Here is a 20,624-nt window from a genome sequence, read left to right as displayed (position 1 = left end):
TATTCCTAGAAAAGACCGTCCACGATAATCGGGGCGGTCATTTCTATTTGCCATTCGCGCGCGCCCTCCGTGCGGAGGAAGGCAGCGACGTCGCCTGGCTGCCGGATGGCGCCGGCGACAGAATCAGGTCCGCGGTGGCGCTTATTGGCGCGCACACCTACCTTCGCCCATACCGCTGCACGCACAGCGGCAGGGCGGATAAGAAGTTCGGATGGCATCCCGAGTTCGGTCGCGAGATCGGCGATGTCCGCGCGGATAGTTTGGTATATCTCCCATAGTTCCGGGTAGTCCTTGGCCCAAATGGTTTTGGAAGGGACCGGTTGTGGGGCGCGATGGACGCGAGGCCGTTGCTGCGGGGAAACGGTGCGCGCTTGGTTAAGCACAGCCATCCACCGGGCGGTCGCGCCCTTGCGCCGGCGGGGAAATCCCTTAACGCGGGCAAGATCGCCGGCAGTGGTGGGAAGGGTGCGCGCAATTTCTACCAGCGTCTTATTTGCTAATACCCGCCCGGGTGCAGTGTCCGTGCGCCGAGCGATGGCGTCGCGCTTAAACCACAGCTCTCGAGCAGCAGCGAGCTGACGGCCGCTGCGCAAACTGGAGATGCCCTTCAGATCGCGCCACGTGTGTTGCTGGGGAGCGAAGTCTCCGGAATGTTCCTGGACTATGGCGGAAAATTCCTCTAAAGCCCAGTCCATTTTGTTTTGTTCGGCCAAAATGTCACGCAGGGCGTCGGCTAGCTCGAGGAGCAGTTCCACATCGAGCGCGGCGTAGGCCTTGAGTTCCTCGCTAAGCTGCGGGGTGGACCAGTCGGCGTCGCCGTAGCCCTTTTCCAATTCGACGTCAAAAAACTCTGCGACCATAGTTCCCAGATTGGGCCGTTCAAATCCCGCGAGACGTGCCGCCAGTTCGGTGTCAAAGATGGAGCCGGGAAAGAGACCGAGCCACCCGAGACAAGGCAAATCCGAATGGGCGGCGTGAATAATCCACTCCGTGCCGTTGAGCACTGGGGCAAGGGCGGCCGTGAGCTCCTCGCGGTGGCCCTCAGGGGCAAAAAGCATCGTGCCAGCGCCGCGCCGGCGAATTTGCACCACGAAGGCGCGGTCATCGTAGCGATAGCCGGAGGCGCGCTCGGTATCGATGGCAAAGGGGCCCGTACCCGCGGCGAGGCGGGCTGCGGCAGCGGTGAATTCCTCCGGGGTAGAAGAAACCGGGGGGATGCCCTCGAGCGGCCGGCTGCGCAATTCTGGCATATTAGCGGCCGAGCTCGGTGACGCCCTCAGGGGGTAGGCCGGCAACGTTGGCCAATACCTGGGCAAAGGCCTGCACGTGGGGTGCGAGATCGAGGCCTTCGGCAGTCCACGAAGCGCGCATTTCGATCTGGTAGGCGCGCGGTGGGCCGCCAATCTCGCCAAAACGCACGGACGCGGTGGAAGTGACGGTGCCGCCCAGATTGGTGTGGCCGGCACCCTCCTTTTCTAAGCCTTCGTTGAGCCATTGCCACGCCACATCGGGCAAGAGTGGATCGCCGGCTACGGCGTCGTCCATATCCGCCTGGATATAGGCCACAAGGCGCATGGCGCCCTCCCAAGCTTCCTCAGCGCCCGGATCGTGGAGCAGGATGAGGCGACCAAAGGCGTCGCCCTCTGCATCGGTGGGCACGATATCTGGGTTGTCTTCGTTTCCCACTTCGAGGCCGATTGCGTGGCTAAACGGCGCAAGGCGTTGCGGTGGGCGAATGGAGCCTAGGGTTATCTCAGGGCGCAGGTCGGCCGCGTGCATGGACTCCACTGCTTGGGTGAAGGCGGCGGGGGTGGCTGGCTCGTGGCTTTCCGCCTGCCCGTGCAAAGGGGTGGGGGCGGATGCCTCGGCGCTGCGTGGGGTGGTCGATTCGGAATTGCTCACGACGTTCAAGCTATAGTTTCGCGGCCTCTAGCTGGGGGAGGCGCGCCGACGCGTGGGCGTGTCGTCCTCCTCGTGGCCGGGAAGTGACAAGTTTCCATATCCAACTTATGATGGATATGTTCGTTAACCCAAAGGCTTCTGCAAAGGAGAACGCAATGGCGAAGCTTGACTACAAGGAACTCAACGCGGTTCAGCAATATTCCCAGCATGCAGTTTTTAAGGTGATTCCGGGCGCGCTCGGCACCGAGCGAGCGGAGACTATCGCCCAAGCGCAGGAGTTCTTTGCCGGCGTGGAAAAGGCCGGGAAGGTAACGGTGCGCGGCATTTACGACCTCACGGCTATGCGCGATTCCGCCGACTTCATGATCTGGTGGCACGCTGAAGAATTCTCTGACCTGCAGAAGGTCTTTGGGGACTTCCGCCGCGAGACCACCCTGGGGCAAGTCAGCGAAGTGACCTGGGTGGGCAATGCCTTGCACCGTCCAGCAGAGTTCAATAAGTCCCACCTGCCATCCTTCATCATGGGTGAGGAGCCGAAGGAGTGGATCTCGGTATACCCCTTCGTGCGCTCTTATGACTGGTACACCATGGACGAGGAAAAGCGCCGCCGCATCCTCATGGAGCACGGTATGCAAGCGCGCGACTACCCCGATGTGCGTGCAAATACCGTCCCAGCCTTTGCCCTGGGGGACTATGAGTGGATTTTGGCCTTCGAGGCGGATGAGCTCCACCGCATCGTCGACCTGATGTACCTGATGCGGTACACCGAGGCCCGCCACCACGTGCGGGAAGAGATTCCCTTCCACACCGGCCGCCGCGTCAAGGACGTAGCAGAGCTTATCGCAGTACTGCCCTAAAAGAAGTGCCGCCCAGCAGTAGCCCTGCTTGGCGACGTCCCCTCTTAGCCGCGCCCCGTCACTAGCCTGCACGTTAGGCTGCTGACGGGGCGCGCTTTCTTGTGCCTGCCACCTTAGGCGGTGCCACCTTCTACCGGCTTTTCCTCCAAGTCCAGGCAGATGGAGTTGATGCAATAGCGCAAGTCGGTGGGGGTATCGTAGCCCTCGCCCTCAAAGACGTGCCCCAGGTGGGATTCGCAGTTGGCGCACAAAACCTCTACACGGCGCATGCCTAGCGAGTTGTCTTCGCGCTCAATGATTTTGTCCCCTGCGAGTGGGGAGAAGAAGGAAGGCCAGCCGCAGTGGGACTCAAACTTTTCCGTAGAGCGGAAAAGCTCCGTTCCACACGCGCGGCAAGAATAGACCCCCTCGGTGGTGGTATTGGTGTACTCGCCTACGTGGGGCGGCTCGGTGCCGGCTTCGCGCAGGACGTAGTATTCCTCGGGACTTAAGCGCTGGCGCCATTCGGTATCGGCAATGAGCTTGAAATCGGTCATGGGCCGAGTCTAAACCGTGCTGCGCGCGGCACGCCACCAGCCGGCAACCGTAGCGAAAATTGCGACGATAAGCAGCGCCCATCCCGCCGTGGCCGTGAAAAAATTCATCCACCGACCAGCATCCGGGTGCGCTGTAGACGCCCAGGAAACGGGAGCCAAATAGAGAAAGGCCGCAAACCACGCACCCGCAGAATGGAAAACCGAACGCTTGAGCACCACGGTAAACATCAATGGGAATAGCCACATGGAGTAATACTGCTGGCCAAGAGAAGACAGGAAGAAGATACCCACCATGATCGCCCCGCTGGTCGTTAGCGCCCACAAGGTCGGGTCGGAATTGCGGAAGCGCAAAAGCCCGAGAATCGCTGCGGCCGAAAGCGCGGCAAATATCAACCACACGGTCCAATACAGTCCCGCGCCAAAGTCAACGTAGGCGTGGAAGCCTGCCCAGGAAGAATTGGCATAGTCACGGGTTTCTGAGAGGTAGGGCAGGAGGTTATCCACAAAGCCGCTAGCGCCCGGCACGAGCGGCCACGCTAGGAGGTTGAGAATTACCGGTAGGCCAATGCCAGTCGCGAGACTGCGCCATTGCAGCTTGACCAAGGGTAGGAAGAGCAACGGCGCAAATTGCGGCTTAATGACGATGGCCAAGCCAATGACTACGCCTGCCACCCAGCCCAGCCATGGGGTGCGCTCGGCGCGCACGAAAGCCCACAAGAACACGGCCATGCATAGCAAGAGAATGCCATTGATATTGGTAAATGCGAGCGTATTGGTCACCGATTCGGTGACAAAGGCCAAAGCGATAGATACTGGCCACACTGCCGAAGTAAGTGTGCGGCCCACTACAAGGGTGAGCACCGCTAGCGCTGCCACGATTGCAGCCGCGTTGGCGACGATGAATAGTCCCCGTGCTAGCGAAAAATCGATGTGCGCTAGCGGTGCGAGCAGCAACGTGGCTCCCGGGGTATACAGGTACAGCGGGTCAACGTGGTTATAAGCCTGCTCATAGACCGGCTGGCCAGAGGACATGCGTGCCACAGCGTTAAACACGGTGGTGAAATCATCCGTCGGCGTGCCATTGCGCGCGATGATGAACACGCGATGCACAACAAGCAGGATGGCCACGGGCCAGGCGGCGGCATTGATTCGGGAATTCACGGCCCCTTAGTCTACGGCCTAGCGGGCGCGGGAATACCGCAGAAACACCGTGCCATCCTTATCGTCCGCCACATTTTCTAACTGCATGCGGCGATGGGAATGCTCGCCCTTAAAGGTTGCCATGGGAGTTTCCACACCAGTGGATAGATGTGGGTCCAGCGTCAAATACATCTGGTCGATGGCATCGATGTCTACCAGCTGCCCAATCATTCCTGGCCCGCCCTCGCAGAGCACGCGCTTAAACCCGCGGTCCTTTAAAACGGATATGTAGTCCTGCACGGTTCCTTCGCCAGCATCGCAGACTTCCGCGCCTGTGGATTCGATGGTCGCGATGCGCTTTATAAGCTCTTGATTGTCCCGGCTGCTATGGGGGATCAGGATGATGGGAGGGGTAGTGAAGTCTGTGAAGAAGTCCGCGGTGATATCGAAATCAAGGCTGCGGGAAGGCACGGCAATAGGAGCCGGCCGCGAACCATCCCCGTTAGGTTGTACTCCGGAGTAGTCCTCCGCGCGCACCGTTTGCGCACCCACCAGCACGACGTCTGCCCAATTACGTAGAGCAGCAAAAAGCTGCCCATCAGTGTCGTTTCCCATGTCTTCGGATACATGGTTCATGGTTGCCGATCCAGTTAGTGTGCTGACCATATTTGTGCGGACGGTGAATACATCACCGGAATCGGGGCCCAATAGCGAAGAAATATCCATACTTTCCCAGCCTAGTCAAGGCACCAGATGCCCAGCACGGCACAGCGAAGGATAGAACCACAGGAGAGGGGCTTACACCAGGCGGATGAGGATTACGCCGACCAAAATCACTGCAATACCGGCTACCTGGCGCATTGCTACGCGGGCGCCTCGCAGACGATCGATCAGCACGGAGCCCAACATGGAACCAAGAAGGGTTGCCACCACAGTAAGCCCAGTGCCAATCTGCGGCACTAAGGCCGCGTTGCCAAAGACAAACATGGCTCCCAATGTGCCGCCTGTCCACATCCACCAGGGGTTAGCCTTTCCCTCAGGACGCTCAATGCGAGGGCGCCAGCGCAAAACAATATTGAGCATTACGAGCGTGGAAACGCCAATGCTAAAAGACACCAAAGCCGCACTAACGGGCGACCCGGTAATCTGGCCCAGGTGGCCGTTAATGGCGGATTGGCTTGCAGTAAAGCAGCCAAAGACAAAGCCTGCGAGGCGCCAAAGCCACAACGCCATAGCGCTGTCTCCTTGCTTCGTCGGCGCGCCGGGGCTGGCGACGATAGAAATCACTCCACCGAGGACAATTAGTGCCCCAAGGGCGCGAATCAGGGAAAGTGGGGAAGTGGGGGAGGCAAACATCCCAAAGTGGTCGATGACAAGGCCCATCATGATTTGGCCCGCGATGGGAAGGACTACGGTCTGGACCGCACCCAGATGAGGAAACAACAGGATATTTCCAGTAAGCGCAACCACGCCGAGCAGACCACCGAACCAAATCCACAGCGGTTCCCCAAAGGCGCGGGAAATGCCAAACTCGCCGCCGGTGACGGCTGTCGCGATGACAAGCAACGTCATCGTGCCCACGGCAAACGAGATGAGCGAAGAGGAAAACGGCGTGCCAGTAGATGCGCGCAGGCGCGTATTAACCAGGGTCTGAACGGGCAGAACGAGTCCGGCGAAAATGCCTAAGAGAATCCACAACACGTCGGGACACTTTACAGACATATAAAGAAACCTGCCCAAGCTCCTATGGAGGGGAGCGATGGACGGGAAATAGTGGTCCTAACTGGGATTGAACCAGTGACCTTTCCGGTGTGAACGGAACGCTCTCCCACTGAGCTATAGGACCTTGCGGTCGCTAAATCTACACCGCACCAAATTCAAACACCTAATTGGCTGGGCAGGAGTGCGCATCAAGGGGAGGTGGCCTGCGGTCCACTGTCTTGGGAGAATCACACCAGTGTGTTTTGGGATGGCTCGAATGTGAAAAATCGGTGCCAGAAAGAATGCCGCTGGGCTGGGGATTTGGAAACTGGCGCGGAGCACGATAATGTTTCTTCTCGCACCGCAACGGTACAAAGTTCGCGGGGCAATGCGGATGTAGCGCAGTTGGTAGCGCATCACCTTGCCAAGGTGAGGGTCGCGAGTTCGAGTCTCGTCATCCGCTCCACGCTTTTCTTGGGTTTCACCCGTGAAGAGTGATTCTAAATGAATAGCGCGCGATTAGCTCAGTGGGAGAGCGCTTCCCTGACACGGAAGAGGTCACTGGTTCAATCCCAGTATCGCGCACAAGGACTTTGTCCTAGAAACCGGGCCTGGTTTCGCATGCGGATGTAGCGCAGTTGGTAGCGCATCACCTTGCCAAGGTGAGGGTCGCGAGTTCGAGTCTCGTCATCCGCTCCAGCACTGTATTGTGTGAGGCGGTATCGCCACGGTGGAATGGCCGAGTGGTGAGGCAACGGTCTGCAAAACCGTGCACACGGGTTCGATTCCCGTTTCCACCTCAACTTCTTAATGCCTTCGGGCATTAAGCGCGATTAGCTCAGTGGGAGAGCGCTTCCCTGACACGGAAGAGGTCACTGGTTCAATCCCAGTATCGCGCACGAGAGTCCTATTTGGGGCTCTGCAACAAACTCCGGTTTGTTATGCGGATGTAGCGCAGTTGGTAGCGCATCACCTTGCCAAGGTGAGGGTCGCGAGTTCGAGTCTCGTCATCCGCTCAGGTGAGCCGCCCTAGAAATAGGGTGGCTTTTCGCATGTCTAGCTAGGATCGCAGGGTGAACAGCTGTTAGTTGCAGTAGCCACAGTGGAAGGGGTAGCGATGTCACGCAATGTTTTAGTTCCGCTACTGGTGGGTGCCTCAGGCTGCCTGTCACTCTTGGTAGGAAGCGCACTATTTGCTGTGGGGCTATCGGAGGCGGATATCGGTGGCAATTCCGGTAACGCGATTTGGCCCTGCGCTCTCATCGTTGCAGGTACGGTTTCGATAGTCACTGCCTTGATGCTGACTGGTCCTGCATTTGAAAGCAGGCGTGCTGGGGAATGCTGAGGGAGCCAGCTCCAATCATTGAGTTGGCATTCCTTAAATAGTGATAAATGCCTCTTTTTATTCAAGGCGGGGAACTTGTGCGCACTACAGCCCGACATATGACTCGACGCGCTGCTTATCGCGATTGCCGCTCCGGCAAACCGCGCGGCTAGTATGTCTGACAATTCAACTTGTGCATTTTCAACACAAAAGGAGCTATTTATGGGCTACCGCGTACCTTGGCTGCGCCGCACGGCGGCAGCAGTCGGCACTGCAGCACTAGTTCTGGGCGGGTCGATGCCGGCCGCCTTCGCGCACGACTCCGTTATTGGCGGTTCGGTCAAAGACGGCGACCAACTCGACGAGTTTCCGAAGGAAATCACCCTCGAGTTTTCTGGTATCCCCAAAGAAGACTTCAATACCTTTGCCGTGACCAACGCGGATACTGGTGAGAAACTCTTTAGCCAGGAACCGAAGCTCAATGAGCGGGATCTCACCATTGAAACCCCTGCGGATGTCCACCCTGGGCCGGGTAATTACCAGGTGGGTTTCCAGATCACGTCTTCGGACGGACACGCTACCCGCGGGGGAGTGGAATTCTCCGTCAAGGGTGACGCGACCGAGGGAACCGAGGCGGCTGAAGCTGATTCTGCGTCCGAGGATGGGGATGAGGGCCTACCGACCGCGCTGAAAATCATCCTGGGGGTGGGCGGCGTTTTGGCGATTGCCGCAGTAGTTGCCCTATTTATGGCCAAGTCTCGTCGCATTGATTCGGAAGGTGAAAAATAATGTCTAAGATTTCTAACATTGCCCTTGTGGGCTTGACAGTGGCCGGCCTCGCCCTGGCAGGTTGTTCCCCACAGAACCAAAATGACTCCACCGAGTCGAAGGCGGATGCCACCACCAGCGCTGCGGAGAAGTCCTCCTCCGCCGCAGCCGAGGACCTGACCTTCGAAGATGCCGTCGTGCGCGCCAATGAGGACAAGGACATGACTGCCATTTTTGGCACCTTGGTGAACCACACCGATAAGGACATTGCCATCACCGGATTTTCCACCAGCCTTAACGCCAAGGTGAATCAGATCCATGAGACTGTCGACGGCAAGATGCAAGAAATGTCGAGCCCGTTGGTAGTTAAAGCCGGCGAGTCCCACGAACTGGCACCAGGCGGTGACCACTTCATGCTCATGGAAATGGAAAACCACATCGCTCCCGGCGAATCCCTTGACCTCACGGTGAAACTGGAAGGCGGCGAAGAGCTCGATCTGGGCGAGATTCAAACGCGCAGCATGCCCGCGGGCGATGAGGACTATGGCGATATGGAAGGCCACGATATGTCCCACATGGAGCACGGGGATATGGAGCACAACATGAAGGGCCACGACCACTAGTCATGTCGGAATTCAGCAGAAGGGGATTTCTTACCGGCGCTGCGGTATCGACTAGCGCCTTCGCGTTGGCAGGCTGCAATAACCAGGGTTCTTCCCCGGGTGCTGAGGCCCAGGAGCAGCCTGCGCTTGCCGACGCCCTCGTGGCTTTCGACGGCGAGCATCAGGCGGGCATTGCTACTGCAGAGCAGGCGCACCTGAACCTGGTGGGGTTTGACCTTAAAAGGGGCGTCGACAAGCGGGGGTTTGCCAGCCTGATGAAATTGTGGACCGAGGACGCCCGGGCACTGTGTACGGGGGAGGCGCCGCTAGGCACCCTGGAGCCGGAAATGGTTGAACAGCCCGCCAACTTGACCATCACCTGTGGTCTAGGCCAGAAGGTTTTCTCCCTGCTCGGCGTGGAGAAACCACACTGGCTGGGAGATGTGCGTTCCTTTAAGCGTGATGAGCTGCAACGACAATGGGGACAAAGCGATATAGTCCTCCAGATTTGCTGCGATGATCCGCTGATGAACACTTATGCGCTGCGCCACATGGTGCGAGCCGGCGAACACTATGCCAGCGTGAAGTGGCTTCAGCAAGGATTTATTAATGCCTTTGGCAGCCACGAAAAGGGCGCTACCGCGCGCAATATGTTCGGGCAAAAGGACGGAACCGTTAATCCGCGCAGCGAGGAAGATTTTGCAGCCCAAGTGTGGATCGATGAAGGGCCGAAGTGGGCGCAAGGGGGAACGGCGATGGTAGTGCGCCGCATCCGGATGAACGTGGATACCTGGGAGAAACTAGATCGCTCTTCCCGCGAGAATGCTGTCGGCCGAAAGCTCGATACCGGCGCCCCGCTTACCGGTAAAGAAGAGTTTGACGCCGCGGACTTTGAAGCGGTGGATGACTACGGCCTGCCAGTGATCGATAAAAACTCGCACATGGCCGTTGCCGCCCCGCCGGCCGATCATCCAGAGCAGCGCATCCTACGCCGCCCGTATAACTATGAGTTAGCTCCCGATGGCAAGGATGGGCAGCTTTCCAATATTGGCCAGGTTTTCATCTGCTATCAGCAAGATCCCACCAAGCAATTCGAGCCTATCCAGGCCCGTTTGGATAAATCGGACCTGCTGAACGAGTGGCTGACCCATATTGGCTCCGCTATGTATTTCTGCCCGCCGGGCACCCTTGCTGCCGATGGGCGTGAATCATGGTGGGCAAAATCGCTCTGCGAGCATGCGGGGTTGTAGAATGGCTATCCGTAAATTTAAATAGCGGACGCGGCCAGGTATGCCGCCGACGCACGAGCGCATAAAGGAGCGCGATTATGGCGGAACTCATCCCCGCAGTACCGGTCAATTACGATTCCTTCACCGTGCCCGCCGGCCAGGCCGTGGGCGCAGCAATGCGAGAGCTCAACCTTCCCAACAAGGGCTCTGAGGCTGTCGTAGTCGTTCGCGGTGAGGACGGCACTCTCTTTGATTTGTCGCACACCCCAGACACGGAGTCCACCTTTACCCCGGTTGCCGCCAGCGAGGAAGACGGCCGCGCCGTCATCCGCCACTCCTGCGGCCACGTTATGGCGCAGGCCGTGCAGGCCGAGTTCCCCGGCACCAAGCTCGGCATCGGCCCGGCCATTGAGAATGGCTTCTACTTCGATTTCCAGACCGCCGAGCCTTTCACGCCGGAAGACCTCAAGGCGATTGAAAAGCGCATGAAGAAGATCATCAAGGGCGGCCAGCGCTTCGAGCGCCACGTCTATGAATCCGCGGAGGAAGCGGAAAAGGCCCTCGCCGAGGAGCCTTTCAAGCTCGAGCTGGTCCAGGACAAGGGCAATGTTGACCCTGACTCCGACGAGGCCGCAGAAGTCGGTTCCGGCGATCTCACCCACTATGACAACATCAACCCGCGCACCGGGGAAGTAGAGTGGTTCGATCTCTGCCGCGGACCGCACGTACCGACCACCAAGTACATCCCGGCTTTCACCCTGACCCGTTCTTCTGCTGCCTACTGGCGCGGCGACCAGTCCAAGGCTGGCCTGCAGCGCATTTACGGCACCGCTTTTGAGTCCAAGGAGGCGCTGGAGGCCTACCAGACCATGGTGGAAGAGGCTGAAAAGCGCGACCACCGCCGCCTGGGCCAGGAACTAGATCTCTTCTCCTTCCCAGATGAGATTGGCTCCGGTTTCCCGGTATTCCACCCGAATGGCGCGACCGTTCGCATGGAGATGGAAAACCACTCTCGCAACCGCCACGTACAGGCTGGGTACTCCTTTGTTAATACCCCGCATATCACCAAGGGTGACCTATTCAAGAAGTCTGGCCACCTAGACTTCTACGCCGACGGTATGTTCCCGCCGATGCAGCTCGATGGCGAATATGACGAAGAGGGCAATACCGTCAAGGAACCGCAGGACTACTACGCCAAGCCCATGAACTGCCCGATGCACAACCTGATTTTTGCATCCCGTGGCCGTTCCTACCGCGAGCTCCCGCTTCGTCTATTTGAGTTCGGTACCGTCTACCGCTACGAAAAGTCTGGCGTGGTCCACGGCCTGACCCGTGCCCGCGGCTTTACCCAGGACGATGCCCACATCTACTGCACCGAAGAGCAGCTGGAAGAAGAGCTAACCAAGGTCCTCGACTTCATCATTTCCTTGCTGAAGGACTACGGCCTGTCTGACTTCTACCTGGAGCTTTCTACCAAGGACCCGAATAAGTTCGTCGGTTCCGATGAGATCTGGGAGCGCTCTACGTCTATCCTGCAGTCGGTCGCAGAAAAGTCCGGCTTGGAGCTGGTTCCGGATCCCGCAGGTGCAGCCTTCTACGGCCCGAAGATTTCTGTGCAGGCGCGCGACGCCATCGGCCGTACCTGGCAGATGTCTACCGTGCAGTTGGACTTCAACCTGCCGGAGCGCTTCGAGCTGGAATACACCGCGTCGGACGGCACTAAGAAGCGCCCAATCATGATTCACCGTGCGCTCTTCGGCTCCATCGAGCGATTCTTTGGCGTCCTGCTGGAGCACTACGCCGGCGCCTTCCCAGCATGGCTAGCACCGCACCAAGTGGTGGGCATTCCGGTGGCTGACGAATTCTCCCCGCACCTCGAAGAGGTTGCCACCCAGCTGCGTCAGAAGGGTATCCGCGCCGATGTGGATACCTCTGATGACCGCATGCAGAAGAAGATTCGCAACCACACCACCGGTAAGGTTCCGTTCATGCTGGTGGCTGGCGCGCGCGACGTAGAAGCTGATGCCGTATCCTTCCGCTTTCTCGATGGCACCCAGGTCAATGGTGTGCCGGTAAAGGAAGCCGTGGAGCTCATTGCCGCATGGGTAGCAGAGCGTAACAACGAGCAGCCGACCGAAGAGCTCATCAGTGCCCGACGCTAAAGAGACAAACGAAACCGACAGCTCCGCCGTCGCTGAAAGCCAAGCTGCGGTGGAGACCTTCGTTGACTCAGGTGCTGGCGAGCCGGACCGTCTTGAGCGGTTATGGGCGCCTTATCGCATGGCCTATATTGCCAAGCGCTCTAAAGACCCCTTCGTGGAAGCCCCGAAGGGCAGCGATGAGGACGGGCTCATTATTGCTCGCGGCAAGACCGTCTATGCATTGTTGAACCTGTTTCCGTACAACGCCGGGCACCTCATGGTGGTGCCGTATCGCAAGGAATCGCAGCTGGAGAACCTTACGCAAGAGGAATCTCAGGAGTTGATGGCCTTCGCGCAAAAGGCGGTTCGAGTGCTCAAACGAGTCTCACACCCAGAAGCCATCAACGTAGGACTCAACCTGGGTCGTGCTTCGGGCGGCTCGGTAGGAGACCACCTGCACCTGCATGTGGTGCCAAGGTGGCCCGGGGATAGTAACTTTATGACTGTCCTCGATGGGACTAAGGTATTACCGCAGCTTCTGCAGGATACGCGCCGCGTGCTGGCAGAAGGATGGCGCGAGATGGAAGAGGAGGATTCGCGTGCTTAGCGTGCATGGGCGAAAGCCCGCCGCCGTGGTGGTGGAACCTATAGCCAAGGCCTTTTTAAAGCTGGGCCTGACCCCGAATGTGGTCACGGTTGTGGGTACCATCGTCACCATTGCGATTTCGGTGATCCTTATTCCTACCGGCCACCTCTTTTTCGCTGCGGTCCTGTCCGGTCTCTTCGCCGCTTTCGACATGCTCGACGGCACCATGGCGCGCCTGAGCGGCAAGGCTACTGCCTTTGGTGCGACCTTGGATGCGTCCTGTGATCGCATCACCGATGGCGCATTGTTCAGTGCTATTGCATGGTGGCTGATTTATTCTGCGGATTCTTCCCGCATCACGGTCATTGCCTGCTTTGTCACCTTGGTATGTTCCCAGGTCATTTCCTATATCAAGGCTAGGGGAGAAGCGTCCGGATTCAAGATGGTCGGCGGCCTTATCGAGCGTCCCGAGCGGCTTATTTTGGCCCTGGGCGGCATCGGCCTCGAAGGCCTAGGAGTACCGCATGCCATTGAGGTTGCGCTGTGGATCTTGGCCGTGGGCTCCGTCTTTACCGTGTGCCAACGTATGGTTATCGCCGCCCGCCAGGAGCAGCAGTAGCTCATACTGCACCACCTAAAACCAGGAGGTTGTAACACCATGTGGGACAAAGAAGACCTCTCCGCGGCGGGTTACCTCGCGGGGTGGAAGGTGGTGCGCCGTCTGCCCGAGCCCATCGCGCGCACGCTTTTTCGCTGGGGTGCGGACTACGCAAGCGGCAACGGTCGCGGAATGGAGGGCTTGCGCCGCAACCTGGCGCGCGTGGTAGGCCCAGAAAACGTTACCCGCGCGTTGGTGCGCGATTCCGTGCGCTCCTATATGCGCTATTGGATGGAGGCCTTCCGCCTGCCAGCCATCCACGGTGATGCCGGGCTGCATGAGCGCTTGCTCAGTGGCTTGGAAGGCCTCGAGCATTTTGATGCTTCGGCTCAATCCGGGCGCGGCACCATTTTGGCGTTGCCGCATTCCGGGAATTGGGATATGGCGGGCGTCTTCCTCGTTGGCCATTATGGGCAGTTCACCACCGTTGCGGAGCGCCTTAAGCCCGCAGTGCTTTTCGACGCCTTTGTGGACTACCGCGAAACCCTTGGCTTTGAGGTTCTTCCCCTCACCGGCGGCGAATCCTCGCCTTTTGCCCGCCTCAAAGAGGTGCTGGAAGCCGGTGGCGTGGTCTGCCTGCTGGCTGAGCGCGACCTGACCCGAAGCGGCGTTACCGTGGATTTCATGGGGGAAAAGGCCAATATGGCCGCCGGTCCCGCACAGCTTGCTATAGAGACCGGCGCCGCCCTGCACGTGGTGCACTCGTGGTTTGAGGGCGAGGGCTGGGGGCTCTCTGTGTCTCCTGAGCTCGAGGTAACGGACCTGCAGGAGACAACTCAGCGCATGGCCGATGGCTTCGCCGCCAATATCCGCCGCCACCCGGAGGATTGGCATATGCTGCAGCCGCAGTGGAATGTGGACATAGAGAGGCGTCGGCAAGCGCGGGCGGGCAAAGAAGCCCGCAATGCCCGCCACACCGGGCCATCGCAGGAAGGGGAGAGCTAGTGCGCATAGGAATCGTGTGCCCCTATTCCTTCGATGAACCAGGTGGAGTTCAAGCCCATATCCTTGATCTAGCCACAGTTTTCATTGAGCAAGGGCACCACGTTCAGGTCATTGGCCCCGCTGCGGAATCCACCCAGCTGCCGGATTTCGTAGTCAAGGGAGGGCCGGCTTTCCCCATCGCGTATAACGGTTCGGTGGCGCGCCTGTCCGTGGGACCGCACGTAACACGCAAGGTAAAGCAATTCATCAAGGAGGGCGACTTCGATGTCTTGCACATCCATGAGCCTAACTCCCCGAGCTTTTCCATGACCGCGCTGGCCGTGGCCCAAGGCCCACTGGTGGCGACGTATCACGCTTCCGCGTCTAGCTCCCTGGTGCTGACTCTGGCCAAACCATTCCTCGTTCCCTTCTTGGAAAAGATCCGCGGCGGCATCGCGGTATCCGATATGGCGCGGCGGTGGCAGGTGGAGCAATTGGGCGGCGACCCGGTGCTCATTCCCAACGGCGTGGATACATCGGTCTACGCGCAGGCTCGGCGCCGCAGCCCGGCCAAAGCCCCCGGCGATCCCTTGGAAGTTGTCTTCTTGGGACGGTTGGATGAACCGCGCAAGGGCCTCGATATCCTGCTGAGCGCGCTGCGCCAAGTACACCACGATATCCGCGTGACCATCATGGGCGGCGGCCGCGCCCGCGAGGTTGAGGGCGTGGATTTTGTCGGCCGGGTCAGTGACGCCGAAAAGGCAGAAATCCTGGGCCGTGCCGATGTCTACGTGGCCCCAAATACTGGTGGCGAAAGCTTCGGAATCGTGCTCGTAGAGGCTATGGCGGCCGGCGCGGCTGTTGTTGCTTCTGACCTCGAGGCTTTCCGTGCGGTGTGCAATGCCGATTCCGACGAGGTTGCCGGCGCACTCTTTCGCAATAAAGACAGCGAGGATCTGGCACGCGTCCTCAACGAGGTGCTTGATGATGCCGAGTATCGGGCCCAGTTGGTGCGCAATGGCGTCCAACGCGCCAGCACCTATGATTGGGACCATGTAGCGGCGGCCGTGATGCAGGTCTACGAGACTGTCCAAGACGGTACCAAGGTGAGGGTAAAGCGTTGATGGCCATAGAAATTGCCCTAGTCCTCTTCCTACTTATCATCGTAGGTTTGTGGGCGCTTTTTACCGCCCAGCGGCTTAACTCGCTGCACATCCGCACTGATGCCTCGCTGGCCCAGCTACAGGCGGCACTAGACCGCAGGGCAGCGGTGACAGCGGCCGTTGCACCAGAGCTCGCGGCGCTAGCTCAGCGGGCGGAATCTACCGAGCTCTATCAAGGACACTTCGAACCGCGCACGATGGCCGAGCGGGAACTATCTGCCGCCATCGTGCGGGAGTTTCCCGCGGACCGTCGCCCGGCCGCGCTTGCCGACGCCGAGGGCCGCATCCAGCTTGCCCACCGCTTCTACAATGAGGCGGTCAGCGACACTCGGGCGCTGCGTCTGCGACCTGCGGTACGGCTCTTTCATCTGGGCGGCACCGCGAAGCTGCCGGAATATTTTGACTATATGCTGGCCGAGTAGGCAGCAGGTCTACCTCAAGATTTAGGAGGCAAGTGCGTGCCGGCCGCGTCGGCGACGGAATACCGGCTTCGCCTCGGTGCTAGCGGCCGAGTCTTCCTCCGGGGCGTTAGGCGCTTGCTGCTGCATCTGCGCCCGCTCGATCTTTGAAGCCAACGCCACCTCGACTGCAAACCAGACAAGTCCGATGATGGCCATGACAACGATGAGGATATTGCGGGCTACCAATAGGTAGACGGCGAACATGTTCTCGCCCACGTGGTTCCAGATGTAGTCATAGTTGAATGGGTAGACCAAGGTGCCCAGCACGGCGGCGATAATGGTGCAGGACGCTAACAAGGCTTGGAATATCCGCACGGAGGCGAATCCTTGCGGCAGGCGCTGGCGGATCACTACGGCAAGCAGGGGGCCCAGCCAGACGATGTATTGCGGGGAGAAAACCTTATTCGTCGCGATAAGAAGCAGGACCGTAACGGTAAAAAACGCCATGGTTGTGCGGGTGGTCCATCCGCCGGTGCACAGCCGGTACAGCGCCCAGCCCACTGCGAAGACGAGCATGGCAATGGTGGCAATAGTGCTCCACGTCATTGCGGTATCTACGCCAGGCCCGGAAATCTCAAAGCTCTTGGACGGGGCGTAGCCCAGGTGCCAGCGCCCTGGAGTGCGATGTGCCTGCAGCAGCAGGAACGTCGCCGGGATGGACTCCAACTGGAGACCGCGCACGCCCTGATAGTTCAGCGGTGAAAGCAGGCGCTCGGTACCAGAGGCAGCAATCGTGACGGTGCAGACTGCGACGATGGTGCAGAAAAACGCGAGTAGGCGTTGCCAGGTTGCGGATCTGTTGAAGCGGCCCACTAAGCCGGCAGCGAGGACTCCTGGCCATAGCTTCATCGTGGTGGCAAAACCCAGTACCGCCGAGGCGATGAGCGGGCGGGTAGCTAGAAGGGCAGCTGCCCCGGCCACGGCTAGGGCGGGGAATATATCGAGACGCCACACAAAGGTGTGGCCAGCTGCGGTGCCAAAGAGGACCCAGAACCAGGCGGCCTGGAAACTGCGCGGTTGAGTCGCGTGGTGACGCAGGAGGAGGGCTAAAAAGGCGGCGTCCACTAGCAGGGTCATGATGGTGAAGCCGATATAGAATGCGTTGATATTCTCGCCGGTGAGCCACCCCAAAAGCACCGTGGGCCACGTGCCCGCGTGAGGGTATTCGGTCATCTTTGTCGGGTCATCGCCAAAGCGTCCAGCAAAATAATATGCGACATCGCCCCTGGGATTGTGGTTAATCTTGAGTAGGTAAATAAGGACAAGGCGGGCGATGACCCACCCAATCCATACTGCTGGAACAGAAGCGATGCGTTTCACTCGAAAGACTTTATTCAATGCGCGCTTACTTCGGTAGCGGACATAGTTTCTTCTAGAAAATTCCTCTACTTTTGCGCCCAGAAGTGGGGGACGAATTGGAAAAACAAACTGTCGGCTCGTCCAGTGAGTAGTGTGGACAGCAAACGCTGGGAGAAGTGACGTAGAGCATAGGGAGCGTGCAGATGGCATCCATTCGCGAGGTCTTGGCCGTCGAGGAAACGAAAACGGCCGATGTCTTTACAGGCCCTGCTGTGGAGTCGCGGATTGAGCGTACCTTTGGCGGGCAGATTGCTGCGCAAGCAGTGGCCGCAGCCCAGCGCACTGTGTCTGGCAAAGAAATCCACTCCCTGCATGGTTACTTTGTAGGCCCTGGCGATGTGAGCCGGCCGATTGAGATCCGGGTCGAACGCATTCGGGAGGGGAGATCTTTTGCCAACCGGCAGGTACGCGTCTACCAGGGACATGTGCTCCTTTTTACTCTTATGGCTAGTTTCCATCGCGACGGGGATCGCGGCCCGCAGCATCAGGATCCTGCGCCAGAGGTGCCAGGGCCCGAGGAAGCAGCTCGGATGGGCGGCGGAGCCCCGTACTCCACCCGGATCATCCTCAAAGAGTGGGAGGAGTGGGATATTCGCCTCGTGCCAGAAGAAGGCCGCGATCCGGTGGCTGCAGAGCGCACCGGTGCCGGCTATCGGTATATCTGGTTTCGCAATACTGCCAGCCTGCCTGCGGATTCTTCCTTTCACCGTGCGGCGCTGACCTATATGTCTGATATGACGCTGATTCGCTCCGCGCTTATTCCGCATCAGGGAGAAAAGGTGCAATTGGCCAGCCTTGACCATGCGATATGGTTCCTGCGCCCCTTCCGCGTGGATGAGTGGTTGCTGTATGAGCAGGTATCACCCACAGCGTCGAATGCTACGGCGGTTGCGCGTGGCAAGATTTTTACCGAGCAGGGTGAATTGGTGGCGTTGGTGAACCAAGAGGGGCTTACGCGTTACTTAGATGAAAATTTGGGCAGCGGCTCTGCCCATGGCAATTGGCACAATGTATAAGAGTGTCCCGCTTATAAGGGGGTCGCTTTCACGCATTCGTGCAGCACACGTATAATTGCCACCAGTTTCAGCACCCGATTAGAAAGGGACTACATGTCAGGCCACTCGAAATGGGCAACTACCAAGCATAAGAAGGCTGCCAACGATGCCAAGCGTGGCAAGGAATTTGCCAAGCTGATCAAGAACATCGAAGTGGCGGCTCGTACTGGCGGTGGTGACCCAGCGGCTAACCCAACACTTGATGACATGATCAAGAAGGCCAAGAAGGCCTCCGTCCCCAATGACAACATTGAGCGTGCTCGCAAGCGCGGTTCCGGTGAAGAGGCCGGCGGCGCCGATTGGGAAACCATCATGTACGAAGGCTACGGCCCGAACGGTGTAGCCATGCTCATTGAGTGCCTTACGGATAACCGCAACCGTGCGGCGACCGACGTGCGCACTGCGATGTCCAAGAACGGCGGCAACCTGGGTGAGTCCGGCTCTGTGGCCTACATGTTCACCCGTACCGGCTACGTCTTGGTAGAAAAGGGCGAGCTGACGGAGGATGACGTCTTGATGGCCGTGCTGGAAGCAGGTGCGGAAGAGGTCAAGGACCAGGGCGAGAAGTTTGAGATTGTTTGCGCGCCGACGGACGTGCAGGCAGTCAAGGACGCGCTCAAGGAAGCTGACATTCAGGTTGATGACTCCGACAATGACTTCCGTGCGTCTGTCGAGGTGCCGCTGGAGGCCAATGACGCCAAGAAGATTTTCCGCCTCATCGACGCCTTGGAAGACTCCGACGATGTGCAAAACGTCTACACCAATATGGATCTCTCCGACGAGGTTCTGGCCGAGCTGAACGAGGACTAACCACCTCGTAGCAACGACGGCTCTTAGCGCCGGTAGCGCTCCGCGGATATTGTTCGCAGGAGGCGTTGCCGGCGCTTTTCCATGGGTTGACTGGATGCTACGCTTGTAGAACACCTGTGTGTAGTCCATAATGGGGCGGTAGGCAGTGCACGGTGGTGCCGACATGACAATGGGGGAGAGATGAACCTAGAAGGAATGCGCGTGATGGGAATTGACCCAGGCTTGACGCGCTGCGGACTGTCCGTGGTTCAGGCTGGTCGTGGCCGAGCAATCCTTCCCGTTTCGGTCGGCGTGGTTCGCACCCCCAGTGATAAGGACTTGACGGAGCGCCTCCTGCGCCTTTCGGTGGCAGCGAAAGAGTGGATGGATGACTATTCGCCAGATGTGGTTGCGATCGAGCGCGTCTTCGAACGCGGCCAGGTGTCCACAGTCATGCAAACGGCCCACGTCGTAGGGGTGCTGGTGCTGGCTGCGGCTGAACGTGATATTCCGGTGTACATGTACACCCCGTCCGAGGTGAAAAAGGCCATCTCTGGGAACGGACGCGCAGACAAGAAGCAGATGACCACCATGATTACCCGTATTCTGGGGTTGACGGAGCCGCCCAAGCCTGCCGACGCCGCCGATGCACTTGCCCTGGCGGTATGTCATTGTTGGCGTGCCCCTGCTATTGCGCGGATGGACCGGAATGGTCTTGGGCTTGGGGCCAAGACAAGTGGCGTGCGCGGACAAGCTAAGAAGCGGTAGAGAAATTTACTGAGAGTGGAAGGATGAGAAGCCAATGATTGCTGCACTGCGTGGAGAGGTAATCCATATTGGACTCGACCATGGGGTTATCGATTGTGCAGGCGTGGGGTACAAGTTTCTGGCTACCCCAAAAACACTGGGCACCTTGCGCCGCGGGGAACAAGCCACGGTCCTTACTAACTTGGTGGTCAAGGAAGATTCTCTGACTCTCTATGGCTTTAGCGCTGATGAGGATCGCGAGATGTTCCACGTGCTGCAATCCGTGTCCGGCCTAGGGCCTAAACTTGCCTTGGCGGCGCTGTCGGTCATGGGGGCAGGGGAGCTTGCTGCGGCAATTGGTGCGGAAGATGTGAAGGCGCTGCAGTCTATCCCGGGCGTCGGCAAGCGTATGGCCCAACGCTTGGCGCTGGAGCTGAAAGATAAGGTAGCGGGTTTTGCGCCAAGCGAGCCTGCCGCCGCAGGCTCGGTTGAGACCGCCATCGCGCCGGCCGGTGGTGCCGTGGTAGAGAGCGTGACTGAGGCACTTGTTGGCCTTGGGTTTACCGATAAAGGAGCGCGTCCCGTGGTGGAATCCGCCTACGCGGAAAATCCCGATGTCGATACGTCTTCTCTCTTGCGTGCGGCGCTGGCGCAGTTGGGCAAGAAGAAATAACCGGCAGGA

At 59.0% G+C, this 20,624-nt stretch carries 21 protein-coding genes and 7 tRNA genes; 20 read left to right on the top strand and 8 right to left on the bottom strand.

The window, feature by feature from the left end; genetic code table 11:
* Window positions 1-5: 5 nt before the first annotated feature.
* Together RAE09_RS01125 and RAE09_RS01120 are read right to left on the bottom strand one after the other, a co-directional pair.
* Window positions 6-1,250, bottom strand: coding sequence for an HRDC domain-containing protein (locus RAE09_RS01125; RefSeq protein ID WP_316980736.1), 1,245 nt, complete (start codon window positions 1,248-1,250; stop codon window positions 6-8).
* Window position 1,251: 1 nt separating this feature from the next.
* Entirely contained in the window at window positions 1,252-1,911 is a 660-nt protein-coding gene (locus tag RAE09_RS01120) for a DUF3000 domain-containing protein (protein WP_005325015.1), read from the bottom strand.
* Between the two features lie 146 nt (window positions 1,912-2,057).
* Between RAE09_RS01120 and hemQ the strand changes: the two genes are divergently transcribed.
* Window positions 2,058-2,759: a hydrogen peroxide-dependent heme synthase gene (gene hemQ, locus RAE09_RS01115; RefSeq protein WP_316980735.1), complete on the top strand. Its 702-nt coding sequence runs from the start codon at window positions 2,058-2,060 to the stop codon at window positions 2,757-2,759.
* Between the two features lie 113 nt (window positions 2,760-2,872).
* Here the strand turns inward: hemQ and msrB are convergent, their stop codons facing one another.
* The 5 genes from msrB to RAE09_RS01090 form a co-directional block, all read right to left on the bottom strand.
* Window positions 2,873-3,295, bottom strand: a complete 423-nt coding sequence (msrB, locus tag RAE09_RS01110; RefSeq protein ID WP_005328550.1) for a peptide-methionine (R)-S-oxide reductase MsrB — start codon at window positions 3,293-3,295, stop codon at window positions 2,873-2,875.
* 9 nt (window positions 3,296-3,304) lie between these two features.
* Window positions 3,305-4,456 carry a glycosyltransferase family 87 protein gene (locus tag RAE09_RS01105; protein WP_005325012.1) on the bottom strand — a complete coding sequence of 384 codons (1,152 nt, stop codon included), beginning with the start codon at window positions 4,454-4,456 and terminating at the stop codon, window positions 3,305-3,307.
* 18 nt (window positions 4,457-4,474) lie between these two features.
* On the bottom strand, window positions 4,475-5,161 hold the full coding sequence (locus RAE09_RS01100) for a pyrimidine reductase family protein (protein ID WP_005328546.1): 687 nt from the start codon (window positions 5,159-5,161) through the stop codon (window positions 4,475-4,477).
* A gap of 72 nt (window positions 5,162-5,233) precedes the next feature.
* Window positions 5,234-6,136 carry a DMT family transporter gene (locus tag RAE09_RS01095; RefSeq protein WP_198493269.1) on the bottom strand — a complete coding sequence of 301 codons (903 nt, stop codon included), beginning with the start codon at window positions 6,134-6,136 and terminating at the stop codon, window positions 5,234-5,236.
* A 73-nt stretch (window positions 6,137-6,209) separates the two neighbouring features.
* Window positions 6,210-6,281, bottom strand: a tRNA-Val gene (locus RAE09_RS01090).
* 245 nt (window positions 6,282-6,526) lie between these two features.
* Between RAE09_RS01090 and RAE09_RS01085 the strand changes: the two genes are divergently transcribed.
* The 15 genes from RAE09_RS01085 to RAE09_RS01015 all read left to right on the top strand — a co-directional run bounded on the left by RAE09_RS01085 (window position 6,527) and on the right by RAE09_RS01015 (window position 15,953).
* A tRNA-Gly gene (locus RAE09_RS01085) sits at window positions 6,527-6,602 on the top strand.
* A 47-nt stretch (window positions 6,603-6,649) separates the two neighbouring features.
* A tRNA-Val gene (locus RAE09_RS01080) sits at window positions 6,650-6,721 on the top strand.
* A 38-nt stretch (window positions 6,722-6,759) separates the two neighbouring features.
* Window positions 6,760-6,835, top strand: a tRNA-Gly gene (locus RAE09_RS01075).
* 30 nt (window positions 6,836-6,865) lie between these two features.
* Window positions 6,866-6,936: transfer RNA gene (locus RAE09_RS01070), tRNA-Cys, on the top strand.
* A gap of 27 nt (window positions 6,937-6,963) precedes the next feature.
* Window positions 6,964-7,035: transfer RNA gene (locus tag RAE09_RS01065), tRNA-Val, on the top strand.
* A 44-nt stretch (window positions 7,036-7,079) separates the two neighbouring features.
* Window positions 7,080-7,152: transfer RNA gene (locus RAE09_RS01060), tRNA-Gly, on the top strand.
* Window positions 7,153-7,682: 530 nt separating this feature from the next.
* Complete coding sequence (locus tag RAE09_RS01055; protein WP_316980734.1) at window positions 7,683-8,249, top strand: copper resistance CopC family protein; 567 nt, start codon at window positions 7,683-7,685, stop codon at window positions 8,247-8,249.
* Complete coding sequence (locus RAE09_RS01050) at window positions 8,249-8,851, top strand: copper chaperone PCu(A)C (RefSeq protein ID WP_316980733.1); 603 nt, start codon at window positions 8,249-8,251, stop codon at window positions 8,849-8,851. The genes RAE09_RS01055 and RAE09_RS01050 overlap by 1 nt, the downstream gene beginning before the upstream one ends.
* Before the next feature lie 2 nt (window positions 8,852-8,853).
* Entirely contained in the window at window positions 8,854-10,080 is a 1,227-nt protein-coding gene (locus tag RAE09_RS01045; protein WP_316980732.1) for a Dyp-type peroxidase, read from the top strand.
* Window positions 10,081-10,157: 77 nt separating this feature from the next.
* Window positions 10,158-12,221, top strand: coding sequence for a threonine--tRNA ligase (gene thrS, locus RAE09_RS01040; RefSeq protein WP_316980731.1), 2,064 nt, complete (start codon window positions 10,158-10,160; stop codon window positions 12,219-12,221).
* 49 nt (window positions 12,222-12,270) lie between these two features.
* Window positions 12,271-12,807 carry an HIT family protein gene (locus RAE09_RS01035; protein ID WP_150850607.1) on the top strand — a complete coding sequence of 179 codons (537 nt, stop codon included), beginning with the start codon at window positions 12,271-12,273 and terminating at the stop codon, window positions 12,805-12,807.
* Entirely contained in the window at window positions 12,800-13,405 is a 606-nt protein-coding gene (gene pgsA / locus RAE09_RS01030) for a phosphatidylinositol phosphate synthase (protein ID WP_005325002.1), read from the top strand. The genes RAE09_RS01035 and pgsA overlap by 8 nt, the downstream gene beginning before the upstream one ends.
* 39 nt (window positions 13,406-13,444) lie before the next feature.
* Entirely contained in the window at window positions 13,445-14,389 is a 945-nt protein-coding gene (locus RAE09_RS01025; protein WP_005328534.1) for a phosphatidylinositol mannoside acyltransferase, read from the top strand.
* Window positions 14,389-15,492 carry a glycosyltransferase family 4 protein gene (locus RAE09_RS01020; protein WP_250412774.1) on the top strand — a complete coding sequence of 368 codons (1,104 nt, stop codon included), beginning with the start codon at window positions 14,389-14,391 and terminating at the stop codon, window positions 15,490-15,492. Before RAE09_RS01025 ends, RAE09_RS01020 begins: the two co-directional genes overlap by 1 nt.
* Window positions 15,492-15,953 carry a hypothetical protein gene (locus tag RAE09_RS01015; RefSeq protein WP_005328532.1) on the top strand — a complete coding sequence of 154 codons (462 nt, stop codon included), beginning with the start codon at window positions 15,492-15,494 and terminating at the stop codon, window positions 15,951-15,953. The genes RAE09_RS01020 and RAE09_RS01015 overlap by 1 nt, the downstream gene beginning before the upstream one ends.
* A gap of 21 nt (window positions 15,954-15,974) precedes the next feature.
* On the opposite strand, the gene RAE09_RS01010 is transcribed toward RAE09_RS01015, so the two are convergent.
* Window positions 15,975-17,312 carry a DUF2029 domain-containing protein gene (locus RAE09_RS01010; protein WP_316980730.1) on the bottom strand — a complete coding sequence of 446 codons (1,338 nt, stop codon included), beginning with the start codon at window positions 17,310-17,312 and terminating at the stop codon, window positions 15,975-15,977.
* A gap of 182 nt (window positions 17,313-17,494) precedes the next feature.
* Between RAE09_RS01010 and RAE09_RS01005 the strand changes: the two genes are divergently transcribed.
* The 4 genes from RAE09_RS01005 (at window position 17,495) to ruvA (ending at window position 20,615) form a co-directional block, all read left to right on the top strand.
* The gene (locus tag RAE09_RS01005; protein ID WP_316980729.1) at window positions 17,495-18,367 is read left to right on the top strand and encodes an acyl-CoA thioesterase; all 873 of its coding nucleotides are present in this window, start codon (window positions 17,495-17,497) and stop codon (window positions 18,365-18,367) included.
* A 93-nt stretch (window positions 18,368-18,460) separates the two neighbouring features.
* The gene (locus RAE09_RS01000) at window positions 18,461-19,216 is read left to right on the top strand and encodes a YebC/PmpR family DNA-binding transcriptional regulator (RefSeq protein WP_005328529.1); all 756 of its coding nucleotides are present in this window, start codon (window positions 18,461-18,463) and stop codon (window positions 19,214-19,216) included.
* A 180-nt stretch (window positions 19,217-19,396) separates the two neighbouring features.
* Window positions 19,397-19,963: a crossover junction endodeoxyribonuclease RuvC gene (ruvC, locus tag RAE09_RS00995; protein WP_005328522.1), complete on the top strand. Its 567-nt coding sequence runs from the start codon at window positions 19,397-19,399 to the stop codon at window positions 19,961-19,963.
* Window positions 19,964-19,997: 34 nt separating this feature from the next.
* Window positions 19,998-20,615, top strand: a complete 618-nt coding sequence (gene ruvA / locus RAE09_RS00990; protein ID WP_005328521.1) for a Holliday junction branch migration protein RuvA — start codon at window positions 19,998-20,000, stop codon at window positions 20,613-20,615.
* The last annotated feature ends 9 nt before the right edge of the window (window positions 20,616-20,624 follow it).

The organism is Corynebacterium tuberculostearicum (assembly GCF_032821615.1).
Classification (GTDB): domain Bacteria; phylum Actinomycetota; class Actinomycetes; order Mycobacteriales; family Mycobacteriaceae; genus Corynebacterium; species Corynebacterium tuberculostearicum_H.
Note: the sequence above shows the minus strand (reverse complement) of the source record. Positions and strands in the feature narration are given on the sequence as shown.